This is a genomic window from Ancylomarina subtilis (assembly GCF_004217115.1).
GTDB classification, from domain to species: domain Bacteria; phylum Bacteroidota; class Bacteroidia; order Bacteroidales; family Marinifilaceae; genus Ancylomarina; species Ancylomarina subtilis.
Genome location: NZ_SHKN01000003.1, coordinates 226,458 through 238,903, shown reverse-complemented (window position 1 = coordinate 238,903; position 12,446 = coordinate 226,458). Strand labels below are relative to the sequence as shown.

Below are 12,446 nucleotides of genomic sequence, written 5' to 3'. Positions count from 1 at the left end.
TTTTCCCGAGATTACTCAGTGTTTACAAGCATTACAAACGATTCAAAGATCAGCGCCTCTCTCTTAAAGCGAGTGCAAATATAGACCTTTTTATTCCAACTTTCCTAATGCGAAGATCCACTTTTTTCAAGTTAAAGCCTAAAGCGCTGAGAGGCAGTGTCCATTATTTTTAAAAAAAAGAGTCAGACAAGCAATTTACAACATTATTCAGAGAAAATCCACACCTCTAGAGTAGATTCTTTTCTAAATCATCAATTTCATCAGACATCTCCACAAATGGATTTACTCTTAAAAATTCATGAATCTTTGCCAGGCTTGATTTAATAAAGGCTTGATGGGAGTCAGATCCCACATTAAAGGGGCGATGATTGGCAGCTAGGATAAATTTCTCCACTTGCTTTTGAATTTGTTTGGATGCCTCAGAAAAATATGTATCAGAAAACCGTTGCCATATATACTTAATTGCAGGCTCGCTGATATGAAGCATATCCTCAGAATAAAACCGATAATCACGCAGCTCATCCATCACAATCTCATAAGAGGGAAAATAAGAAACTTGCTCAAACAGTTCCGTTAATTGCTCAACAGCTAATAACAGTGTTGCCTTGCTTAATTGATTTCCATTTGCCCCATCTTTCCAATGTCGAATTGGACTCACTGTAAATACAATCTTGATCTTCGGATTAAAAACTAATAGCTCAACCAACAGATCCTTATATATAGATACAATTTCATCAACATTTAATCGGTAGCGATTAAAATCCTTGGCTGGAAGCTTGTGGCAGTTTGACACAATTTTACCTGAACTCAATAATTCATACACCCAAGCTGTACCAAAAGTAATGAATAAGTAATCCGCTTCCCTTAAATTCTGTGAACTCGTCTTTATTCCTTCATTGATATTAAAAAGACAAGTATCTAAATTGGTATTGGAAAACTTACTGTGGTGATAAAAACTAAACCAAAGATTGTTGTGAAAATTAAGATCATCTTCAACAAACTGGCGCTCTTGCATCAATAATTTTAAACTGCTACAAACACTAACCGGATTATAAATCACCCCAAACGGATTAACATCAATCTGATATTTAACAGATTTGAGTTTCGCTCCAATATTCTCAACAAAACAAGATCCCATCATAAGAGCTTTGTGCTTATATGAAAAATCGAATTTGGATTTAGGAATTTCTACTTTCGTTCTAAACAGATCATCATTCATAGCGAGAAAGTGTATAATAGTTACAAATACGAAGCTAGGTATTCTTTATATATGTTCGAATCCATTTCAAAATTAAATCAAAGACCTCGTCTTTACAAAATTCATTGTGCAGTTCATGAAATGCATTTTCAAACAAATGAAACTGACACAAATCACCTGCATGCAACGAAAATTTCTCACTGGCTTTGGCAGATGTAATTTCATCGCCACACCCATGAAGGAGTAAAAGTGGTTTCTTCATCGCAATTGTACTATCCAATAGCTTATATCCTGCAATATAGGCCTGATAAAATAGACGAAAGGAAACCCATGGATGAACCAAAGCATCATTTTCGTATGCCTCAACCACGTTTTTATCATGTGATAACAATTCAGCATTCAATTTCGTCCTCAAAGAAAGGTTGGGAACTAATTTTTCGAGCAGACCAATCAGAGGAATAAGCAATTTGGGTGGAGATTGCTTTGCAATCAACCAGGGTGAAGTCGCAATCACAGCATCATAATCGCCTTCCCTGGCAAGAAGATGAGTCAAAACCTCACCACCTCCCATACTGTGTCCATATAATAGTCTCGGCACATTGGGGTATTGCTCTCCACATTCTTTTAGAATCCAATCAATATCATCAAGTAAAGATTGATATGAAGAAATCACCCCCCTTTTACCTTCAGACTGTCCGTGTCCGCGTTGGTCAAAGGCAAAAACGGCAATGTTTTTTTCTGCAAATCGTTTTGCCCACGCCTCATATCGTGAACTATGCTCCCCAATACCATGTACCAAACAAATCACACAATGGGGTTGACCAGAGGGTTTCCAAACTTGTGTAAACAAATTAATTCCATCGGGTGTCTTAATAACTGATGTTTGATGAGTCATATGCGAGAAATATTATTCAATCAGAAAATCTAAATTACGTTTCAATCCCTTAAATTTCGTTCTTTTAACTGCTGAATTCTTAAACAAGTCTCCAAATTTATGAGCATCCATGGCAAACCATTCATCTTTAGATAGTGATAAAATTTTAGGATTAGGCTTAAATGCCTCAACAGAATGTGGCTTTACCATTCTATTCCAGGGACACACATCCTGACAGATATCACAACCAAAAACTCTGTTTTGGAATTTACCTTTCATCTCCTCTGGGATATCATCTTTTAGTTCAATAGTAAAATAGGAAATGCATTTACTCCCATCAACCACTTGGGGTGCAACAATAGCATCAGTTGGACAAGAACGAATACATCGGTTACAACCACCACAGAAATCAGGGTAAGTTTCAGTTTCATAAACCAAAGGCAAGTCAATTAGCAGCTCGCCCAAAAACATAAAGGAGCCCAGCTTGCGATTCAAAAGGAGTGAATTTTTCCCAATCCAACCCAATCCGGCTTTTCGCGCCCAGGCATGTTCCAAAATAGGAGCCGAATCGACAAAAGCTCGCCCCTGAGTTTCACCAATTTCTTCGTTGATATATTCCAATAAAGTATTTAGCTTCTCCTTCAACACAAAGTGATAATCTTTTCCGTAGGCATATTTTGCCAAAACAGGCGCCTTAGCATCTTCCTGCTTGCTTTCAGGATAATAGTTGAGTGCCACCACGACAACCGATTTGGTATTTTCTACCAAAAGTCTCGGATCGAGACGCTTCTCAACATTATTGGCCATATACCCCATCTGACCATGGTAATCCTTAGACAGCCAGTCGGTGAAGTGCTCTTTTTCTTCTGATAAAAAATTTGCTTCAGCAATTCCGCAAAGATCAAAACCAAGCTCGTGGGCTTTATCTTTTATAAGTTGAGATTTTGCTGCTAAAGTTAGATTCATAATATAAAAGTAAAAAAGTCTGGTAAAGAAGAATCCTCCATCTAAAAAAAAGAAATAAAAAAAAGGGCCGAAAAACAGCCCTTTATATCTTATAGAAAACCCAATTCGAGTTTTGCTTCTTCAGTCATCATATCTTTATCCCAAGGCGGATCGAATGTTAACACAACGGTTACATCGCTGATTTGAGGGAGAGCCTTAACTTTATCGTTCACCTCCTCAAGAATCTGATCAGCCATTGGGCAATTGGGAGCGGTTAAAGTCATTAGAACTTTTACCTCATCCTCTTCGTAAAGATCTATTTCGTATATCAATCCCAAGTCGTAAATATTCACAGGGATTTCAGGATCGTAAATGGTCTTTAAGATCTCGATGATAATTTCTTCTGTTTGTTTTTTACTCATTGTATTGAGATTTAAGAATTGAAAATCGAAACTTTCTATCTAAATTATTAATTGTTCACCTTGTGATTAAAGGCCAAACCGTACATTTTGATTTGCTTTACCATTGAAACCAATCCGTTTGATCGTGTGGGTGACAAATGCTGTTTCAAACCAATCTCATCGATAAATTTAAGGTCAGCATTCATAATGGCTTCAGGCGTTTGATTATTGAAAACACGAATCAAAAGAGCAGCAATTCCTTTTACGATAATTGCATCGCTATTCGCCTCAAGTTTCACAACACCATCCTCAAGCTTGGCATTGAACCATACCTTTGACTGACAGCCTTTAATCAGATTCTGATCGGTTTGGTATTGTTCATCCATCCCTTCAAGATCGTTTCCCAACTCAATTAAATAAGCATATTTATCCATCCAGTCTTCAAACCCAGCGAATTCCTCAATAATTCCTTCTTGTATTTCGTTTATGGTCATTTCTCCAATCATTTGTAAATTTCAACAGCAGTTCATTGATAGAACTTACTTATTCGGCTACAAAGTTATAATTATTTAAGAAACATTTTAAGCCGTCTTGACTCCAAACATTTTACAAACTTTTTCTATTCCTACAAAAAGTGCATCGATTTCCTCTTTCGTATTATAAAAAGCAAAAGATGCTCGCACAGTTCCATCAATTCCAAAATGCTGCATAACTGGTTCGGTACAATGTGTTCCGGTTCTCACAGCAATTCCCATCTGATCGAGTAACATGCCCATATCGTAAAAGTGAATCCCTTCAACCAGGAAAGAAATCACAGAAGTCTTATTCTTCGCAGTTCCGTAAATTCTCAAACTTGGAATCGCTTCGAATTTTGCCGTAGCGTAGGCTAACAACTCTTGTTCGTAGGCATCAATTTCGTCAAGACCAATAGCCTCTACATAATCAATGGCAGCACCCAATCCAATCGCATCGATATAGTTTGGTGTTCCCGCTTCGAATTTAAAAGGTAATTCATTATAGCTAGTCTTTTCAAAGGTCACCTCTTTAATCATCTCACCTCCACCCTGCCAAGGCGGCATCTCATTCAGGTATTTCTCTTTACCATACAAAACGCCAATCCCTGTAGGACCATAAAGTTTATGTCCGGAAAAAACCAAAAAATCGGCATCTAAAGCCTGAACATCGATTTTTTTATGCTGAACCGATTGAGCCGCATCGATCAATACAGGTACATTTTTCGAGTGTGCAAAATCGATAATTTCCTTAATAGGATTTATTGTTCCTAAGGAGTTTGAGATGTGATTAACAGCCAAGATTCTTGTTCGATCTGTAATCAGATCGCCCAACTTCTCAGTCATTAACTCACCCTCATCATTAAAGGGCAAAACCTTTAAAGTCGCTTTTTTTCGCTGACAAAGCATTTGCCAGGGTACAATATTCGAATGATGCTCCATTTCGGAAACAATCACCTCGTCCCCTTCGGAGATATAACATTCCCCAAATGAGTTTGCAACCAGGTTTACACTTTCAGTCGTCCCTGCAGTAAAAATCACTTCGTGCGAATGCGCGGCGTTAATAAACTTCTGAACCTTAAGTCGAGCATTTTCAGCTCCTTCAGTCGATTTATTACTCAAATAATGAACCCCTCGGTGAATATTAGAATTGTATTTGTTGTAATATTCTACCAAAACATCAGTTACCTGAGTTGGGGTTTGTGTTGTTGCTGCATTATCGAAATACACCAATGATTTCCCGTATATCTTCTCTGATAAAATTGGGAAATCCTGACGGTATTTATGTGGATCTAATGACATGAATTATAATTATTAGATTGCTAAGATTGTTTCATTGCTAAATTGTTCAATTGAGAACAATCCAGCCATTCAGCCATCTATAAATTTATCGGTTACAAGCTATGGCGCAAGTATTACATTTAGAAATTTCGCCTCTCAATCGTTTTTCAACCAATTCGTCGATACGATCTTTAAGAGCGTCAACTCTAATTTTTTCAATAATCTCGTGAGCAAAAGCAAACATCAGCATCATACGAGCTTCTTCCTCGTGAATCCCACGAGCGCGAAGATAAAACATAGCATCATCATCCATCTGACCAACGGTAGCACCATGACTACACTTTACATCATCAGCATCAATAATTAACTGAGGTTTGGTATTGATAACTGCTGAATCAGACAATAACAGGTTGTTGTTACTCTGATAAGCTTCTGTTTTTTGCGCATCACGACGAACATGAATCTTTCCAGTGAAAGCAGCTGTAGCTTCGTCATCCATCACACCTTTAAAGTGCTCATTGCTCACACAATTTGGCTTAGCATGGTCTGCAAAAGTGAAGTTATCAACATGCTGATTACGATCCATCAAATACATACCATAAGTATGATTCTCGCAATACTCACCATCGAATAAAGTGTAGTGATTGTTGCGAATCATTCCTCCATAAAGAGAAAGCGTATTGCTCAATACATTTGAATTCGCTTCCTGACGGATAAATACCGAATTAAGAATAGTTGCATTCAAATGCTGATTTTGCAAAGTATATAAATCGAAAACGGCATTTTTAGCGACATTAATTTCGCTTACTGTATTCGATAGGTATTTGTTATGCGTTAAGGTATGATCGCAGAAAATTAATTTTGCCTGAGCATTTTCTTCTATCACAACCAAATTACGCTGAGTCGCCATTAAATCACGATCGGAACGCAAAAGATTGATCACCTGAATGGGTTTTTCAACCACAACATTTTTAGGAACATAAATAAAAACACCATCCTTAGCCAAAGCCGTATTTAGTGCAACCAAACCTTCTTCGTTTGGCTTAGCATATTTCCCATAATGCTTCTCAAAGATTTCGCTATGCTTCTCGGCTGCTTCCTGCAAACTACAAACAATAACACCTTTAGGAATTTCAAGTTCTCTATTCTGATTGTAATACCAGCCATTCGAAAGCAAGACCAAATTGGTATCCAGCTCAGGAACATCACAATAGAACAATTCATTCAAGTCACCTATCACGGTTCTGTATTGCAAATCAACCGTGTAGGGATGATCGAATGCAGGAACCAGATTCGTGTACTTGTAATTTTCGTTGGAAAGAGTTGGAACCCCAAGCTTTTTGAATTGCTCAAAAGCTTCCTCTCTTTTTGTATTCATGAATTTCGAAGAATTTTCATCGAGTAAAGATTTCCCCTGCTCAAACAAATCTGCAAAATCATTATTTATAGTATCAATAGACATAATGTACAATTATCGATTGGTAATTATTAATTGATAATTACTAACGGTTAATTACTTTACCAGTTCTTCCTTAATCCAGTCGTACCCTTTTTCTTCCAACTCAAGCGCTAACTCTTTGCCGGCAGTTTTTACGATACGCCCATCGAATAATACGTGAACCACGTCTGGTACAATATAATCAAGCAAACGCTGATAGTGAGTAATCACAATTGTTGAATTCTCAGCAGTCTTCAATTTGTTTACACCATTGGCAACAATACGAAGTGCATCAATATCCAAACCTGAATCCGTCTCATCCAATACGGCTAACTTAGGCTCAAGCATCGCCATTTGGAAAATCTCATTCTTCTTTTTCTCTCCACCAGAGAAACCCTCATTCACTGAACGATTGGTTAACTTTGAGTCAATCTCAACCAAAGCTTTTTTATCGCGCATCAACTTTAAAAAGTCAGCTGCTTTCAAAGGCTCCAAACCTTTATATTTACGATGTTCGTTTACAGCAGTCTTCATGAAATTAACGGTAGATACACCAGGAATTTCAATTGGATACTGAAAGCCTAAGAAGATTCCTTCTTTAGCACGATCTTCCGGAGACAGATCCAAAAGATCTTTCCCTCCAAAAACAACTTCACCTTCAGTAACGTCGAATAATTCGCGTCCTGCCAATACCGAAGCTAATGTACTTTTACCTGCGCCATTAGGGCCCATGATAGCATGAACTTCTCCTGGCTTTATTTCAAGATTAATCCCTTTTAGGATTTCTTTCCCATTGATTGATGCGTGTAGATTCTTTATACTTAACATTGTTGTCTTTTTTCCGATTATCAGTTTCAATTATCTGTTGTCGATTATCCGACAGAGCCTTCGAGGCTAATTGCCAATAGTTTTTGTGCTTCAACAGCAAACTCCATAGGCATTTTATTAATCACCTCTTTAGCGTAACCATTCACAATTAAGCCAATAGCATCTTCAGTTGAGATACCTCGCTGGTTACAGTAAAAGATCTGATCTTCACCAATTTTCGAGGTGGTTGCCTCGTGTTCGACCTTAGCCGATTTATTATGAACTTCCAAATATGGATAAGTGTGTGCGCCACATTTATCACCCAAAAGAAGCGAATCACATTGTGAAAAATTTCGAGCGCCTTCGCAGTTCTTCACAACTTTTACCAAACCTCGGTAAGAGTTGTTCGATTTTCCTGCCGAAATACCCTTCGAAATAATTGTCGATTTTGTGTTATTACCGATGTGGATCATCTTTGTTCCGGTATCGGCTTGCTGATGATTATTGGTTACTGCCACTGAATAGAACTCACTGGAAGAACCATCACCTTTCAATATGGTAGAAGGATATTTCCAGGTTACTGCAGATCCAGTCTCAACCTGAGCCCACATCAATTTTGAATTAGCACCTTCGCAAATACCACGCTTGGTTACAAAATTGTAAATTCCTCCAAGACCTTCCTTATTACCAGGATACCAGTTTTGAACGGTTGAATATTTCACCTCGGCATTCTCCTTAACGATGATCTCAACAATTGCAGCATGTAATTGGTTTTCATCACGCATTGGTGCTGTACAACCTTCAAGATAACTCACGAACGAATCATCTTCACAAACGATTAAGGTACGCTCAAACTGACCTGTATTTTCAGCATTAATGCGGAAGTAAGTTGATAGTTCCATTGGACAACGAACACCCTTTGGAATATAAACGAAAGATCCATCAGAGAAAACGGCCGAATTCAGAGCCGCAAAAAAGTTATCTCGATAAGAAACAACTGAACCCATATATTCCTGAATTAAATCAGGATGATCCTGAACAGCCTCACTAAACGAACAAAAGATAATCCCCTTCTCCGCTAAAGCCTCTTTAAATGTTGTTTTCACCGATGAAGAATCCATCACGACGTCAACAGCTACATTCGATAAAATTTTCTGCTCATCCAAAGGAATACCCAACTTGTCAAAAGTTGCTCGAATTTCAGGATCCACATCATCCATACTCTCCAACTTTGCTTTTTGAGTAGGAGCAGCGTAAAAAATAATGTCTTGGTAGTCGATTGGCGGTATTTCCAAATGTGCCCATTCAGGCATCTTCATGGTCAACCAATGACGATATGCTTTCAGTCGAAATTCTAACATGAACTCCGGCTCGTTTTTCTTAGACGAAATCAAGCGAATTACATCTTCACTCAGACCTTTTGCAATAGAGTCTGTATCGATGTTACTCGAAAAGCCATATTTATAATCACTTTGCGTGACTTCATTCAATATTTTATCTTGTTCTTCTTTAGCCATATCTTAAAAAAAGTATCAAGTTGTAAGTATCCATATTCGAAAACGCGATCACCACTTTTCATGAAACACCTGCCTCTATATTGTCGAAGCTTAAAGGCTTGCTTTCGAAAATCAGTTTCCCCGAACCATTTAGCCCGACTGAAACCGTTTGAAATTTGCTGCAAATATAAAGAAAGTATTTAGATATCTGTATGTAAGATACTCAATAAAACACCAAAAAGTCTTTTTCTTGATCTAATATTGAAAATAGTAGAGTAATAGTTGAAAAATACACCCTTCAAATTAGTATGAACGACTATCTCACCATCAAGTTAATTGGATTAGAAAATCCATTTTAACAAACATAAAATTTCAATACAGTCCCAATAAATTTCATTTACGTTCAAAATAACATCATAAACAACTGATTGTAATACATTATTTGGCTAGTTAACATTATTTAATGAAAAAGTTAAAAACAATAGGTTACTTTTAAGTAAAAAAAAACAAAACAAAAAGACAAACCACTTAATTAACTAAATAGTTGAACGAGTCACATAAGACACATAGCATTTAAAAGTGATTCAAAAAAGTATTTTCAACACCCCAAATTAATACAAGATGAAACAAATTGATTTTCTGGAAAAACGCAGGCTGTTCATAGAGCTTGCAAAAAAAAGAGCAACTGGAACACCTAAAGAACTAGCAACTAAATTCAATATTCAAGAAAGAGTCCTATACAGACTCTTAGAAAGCTTGAAAACAGATGGTTTAAAATTCAAATATTGTAGAACAATCCGATCATACTATATCGACGAATGATAAAATCATATCACTCACATAACAAAGGCCCATTTCTTATTTAGATCAACATAAAACAAAACCCAATACAAAAAAAACATGTCCCATTCCAGCGTATCATGATCTAATTTTAAAAAAACTATTAGACTTAATAAAAATAAACTCACTGACAATATCTATCAGTGAGTTTACATAACTTAGCGCCAGAGTTAAACAACTGCGCATTTAAACTCAACGCCTAAAATCTCGTTCGAGGAGATTAGGGCAAAATTAAAGTAAATTTTATTATTAACACTTAAATTTTGACAAGATGAAAAAGTTAAATTCAAAACAAATGGAAAAAGTGAGTGGTGGCTCATGTGCAAGGTATAAGAGAAGGTATGAGCGATATAAAAGTAATGGCAACGAAGCTGGTGCTCATAGAATGTATGAAAAAGCTTATATGAATAATTGTCAATATTAAAACTAAAACTTTTGACGCAAATAAATACTCCCTGCTATTTTCGCAGGGAGTATCAATAACTTGGTTTTCAAATTATCATTATGCAGAACGTACCAAAGCTAATTTTACCAATACTATTTATTTTTTACTCATCTCTACTTTTTTCTCAACAAAAAATTAAAGCTAGAGTTGTCGATGATAACAGAACTCCTATTCCATACGCATCAATTGTATTGGAAAACAGCCCTCTAGGAACAATAACAAACCCTGAAGGATATTTTGAAATCAAACACCCTTATGTAGGGAAATTTGATAATATTCAGGTGTCCTGTATTGGATATCAAACCAAATTTTTCCCGATCGACTCCTTGCTTGAAATAAAAAAGGGAAAACAAACAATCAATCTTATATTAAAAAAGCAAGCTTATAACTTACAAGAGGTAATTGTTGGCAAGCAAGAAATTTTGAAAAATGCCAAACAAATTTTTGCGAATGCTATTAACGAACTGCCTAATTTATTAGATGATAAACCTCACATTGGTAAATACTATTATCGCCAAAGTCACCGACTAGACACTTCAATTAATCGCCTAATTGAAGCAACAATCAGTATTTACGATCCAGGAATGAAGCACGATATTACAGAATGTAAATTTAATATTGATAAGCTACAATCAAGTCTTGACAATAGAGATACAGATTACAAATTACTTTTGAGAGCTTATCTATATTCAAGAAAAAAAACGGATTATTTTGGTGATCCAAGAATAAAATCAAACTCTTCTTACAAAGATCCTTTAATTCAGAAATATTTACTGGAAGATCTGGATCACAGTAAAGCTTCTTTTTCAAAGTTTTTTACTTCTACGAATATGATTCGTAGCATACAAAATGGGAGACGAAAAAAATCACTTAGAATCAATCCTCACTTTAAAAATGGACGCCCCATTATTACCAAATCTTTCATTAAGGAACATCAATTTAAATTAGATACCATTTTGATGTATAAAAATGATCCAATCTATAAAATAAAAATCCTACCAAGCAAAAATTATCCCCAAATCAAATACCAAAAGTATAGTCTCATACCTATTGGTATTGCCTATATACGTATTAAAGATTATGCATTTTTGAATTTAGATTACGGATATATTAAGAATCCAAACTACAAACACTTTAAAGGAAAATCACGATATTATTTCCATTTCAAAATTAAATTTGAAGAATTCAACAAAAAGCTATATTTAAGCTATTTATATTCAAACAGGTTCGATTACAACAGTGATCTATCACGCAAAAGGCGTTTGATTCAAGAACTTTCTTATTCAGAAATCATCAACGACCAGGGTTTGGTTAACAAACAACTAAACACGCTTAACTGGGAAGGAGATCATTACGGAAAAATTCCATATAATAAGGAATTCTGGAAAAATCACACTACTATGCTTCCTACAAATGAAGAGCAATTGTTAAAAAACAATTTGATCAAGGAGATTAAAAACAAAACTAAAAAATGAAAAAATTCATCTATGATATCCTAAATGTAAAAGGATTTTTATTAATAATCCTTTTCTACACTTTTGCGTTTTGCTTGCAAATAGTAAACACTGATTTTGTCAACAATGATAAGGTATGGTATGAGCATCTTGCACAAAAAGAAGATCAAAAACACAATGATGAATATGATCAATACATAGCTGATTTTGAAGAAGATCTAAAAGGCATAGATTTACCTGAAGAAGATAATGCGTATGGTTGGGATTATTTCTTAATGGACTCCACTATGGTTCTTGCTCCATTCATGATTGTTTGTTTAGGGTTGGCTACATTTATCTTTATTGGCTTTCAATTTGTCGAAGATTTTAAAAGCATTCGTTTTTCAACTATATTCAAATCAAGTCTCTTAGCTTACCTGGTTTTCTTTATAAAAGATATCATTAATGCTATCTGGTTCTTAGCTATTAAATCAAATTACAAATTTGAAGATATTAAGAGTTTTAATAAGGAACTATCCTTTTCGGTAAGAGATTGGATTGGGAATGTGGACAAAAGCTCTTGGTATTTCGACCTACTTAAAGATTTAAATCTTTATCTGCTATTATATCTTCTACTTATCCCTTTTTTCCTAAAAATAGCAAGCACAATTCCTTATAGAAAACTGATGCTTAGTATGTTTATCCCGATACTATGTGGGTTCGTATTGTATGAGAGTTTAATGATTTATTTAACGATTTAATTTATTCAAATGAAC

Annotated in this window: 13 protein-coding genes; 4 read left to right on the top strand and 9 right to left on the bottom strand. The window is 35.6% G+C overall.

Going from position 1 to position 12,446, the window contains the following annotated elements; translation table 11 throughout:
• Nucleotides 1-226: 226 nt before the first annotated feature.
• The 9 genes from EV201_RS14245 to sufB all read right to left on the bottom strand — a co-directional run bounded on the left by EV201_RS14245 (nt 227) and on the right by sufB (nt 8,973).
• A complete protein-coding gene (locus EV201_RS14245) occupies nt 227-1,219 on the bottom strand; it encodes a GSCFA domain-containing protein (protein WP_130308316.1) in 993 nt (330 codons plus the stop codon).
• Nucleotides 1,220-1,253: 34 nt separating this feature from the next.
• On the bottom strand, nt 1,254-2,093 hold the full coding sequence (locus tag EV201_RS14240) for an alpha/beta hydrolase (RefSeq protein ID WP_130308315.1): 840 nt from the start codon (nt 2,091-2,093) through the stop codon (nt 1,254-1,256).
• A gap of 12 nt (nt 2,094-2,105) precedes the next feature.
• The gene (gene queG / locus EV201_RS14235) at nt 2,106-3,038 is read right to left on the bottom strand and encodes a tRNA epoxyqueuosine(34) reductase QueG (protein WP_130308314.1); all 933 of its coding nucleotides are present in this window, start codon (nt 3,036-3,038) and stop codon (nt 2,106-2,108) included.
• 89 nt (nt 3,039-3,127) lie between these two features.
• The gene (locus EV201_RS14230) at nt 3,128-3,439 is read right to left on the bottom strand and encodes a metal-sulfur cluster assembly factor (protein WP_130308313.1); all 312 of its coding nucleotides are present in this window, start codon (nt 3,437-3,439) and stop codon (nt 3,128-3,130) included.
• A 47-nt stretch (nt 3,440-3,486) separates the two neighbouring features.
• Nucleotides 3,487-3,912 carry a SufE family protein gene (locus EV201_RS14225; RefSeq protein WP_129254799.1) on the bottom strand — a complete coding sequence of 142 codons (426 nt, stop codon included), beginning with the start codon at nt 3,910-3,912 and terminating at the stop codon, nt 3,487-3,489.
• Between the two features lie 87 nt (nt 3,913-3,999).
• Nucleotides 4,000-5,232, bottom strand: a complete 1,233-nt coding sequence (locus EV201_RS14220) for an aminotransferase class V-fold PLP-dependent enzyme (RefSeq protein WP_130308312.1) — start codon at nt 5,230-5,232, stop codon at nt 4,000-4,002.
• Nucleotides 5,233-5,317: 85 nt separating this feature from the next.
• A complete protein-coding gene (gene sufD / locus EV201_RS14215; protein WP_130308311.1) occupies nt 5,318-6,673 on the bottom strand; it encodes a Fe-S cluster assembly protein SufD in 1,356 nt (451 codons plus the stop codon).
• Between the two features lie 51 nt (nt 6,674-6,724).
• Nucleotides 6,725-7,477, bottom strand: coding sequence for a Fe-S cluster assembly ATPase SufC (gene sufC / locus EV201_RS14210; RefSeq protein WP_129254787.1), 753 nt, complete (start codon nt 7,475-7,477; stop codon nt 6,725-6,727).
• Between the two features lie 44 nt (nt 7,478-7,521).
• Entirely contained in the window at nt 7,522-8,973 is a 1,452-nt protein-coding gene (sufB, locus tag EV201_RS14205; RefSeq protein ID WP_130308310.1) for a Fe-S cluster assembly protein SufB, read from the bottom strand.
• 600 nt (nt 8,974-9,573) lie between these two features.
• On the opposite strand from sufB, the gene EV201_RS14200 reads away from it, so the two are divergent.
• The 4 genes from EV201_RS14200 to EV201_RS14190 all read left to right on the top strand — a co-directional run bounded on the left by EV201_RS14200 (nt 9,574) and on the right by EV201_RS14190 (nt 12,431).
• Nucleotides 9,574-9,774 carry a hypothetical protein gene (locus EV201_RS14200; RefSeq protein WP_130308309.1) on the top strand — a complete coding sequence of 67 codons (201 nt, stop codon included), beginning with the start codon at nt 9,574-9,576 and terminating at the stop codon, nt 9,772-9,774.
• A gap of 289 nt (nt 9,775-10,063) precedes the next feature.
• A complete protein-coding gene (locus tag EV201_RS16430) occupies nt 10,064-10,216 on the top strand; it encodes a hypothetical protein (RefSeq protein WP_165389672.1) in 153 nt (50 codons plus the stop codon).
• Nucleotides 10,217-10,296: 80 nt separating this feature from the next.
• Nucleotides 10,297-11,712: a carboxypeptidase-like regulatory domain-containing protein gene (locus EV201_RS14195; RefSeq protein WP_130308308.1), complete on the top strand. Its 1,416-nt coding sequence runs from the start codon at nt 10,297-10,299 to the stop codon at nt 11,710-11,712.
• Nucleotides 11,709-12,431 carry a hypothetical protein gene (locus EV201_RS14190; protein ID WP_130308307.1) on the top strand — a complete coding sequence of 241 codons (723 nt, stop codon included), beginning with the start codon at nt 11,709-11,711 and terminating at the stop codon, nt 12,429-12,431. Before EV201_RS14195 ends, EV201_RS14190 begins: the two co-directional genes overlap by 4 nt.
• Nucleotides 12,432-12,446: the final 15 nt, after the last annotated feature.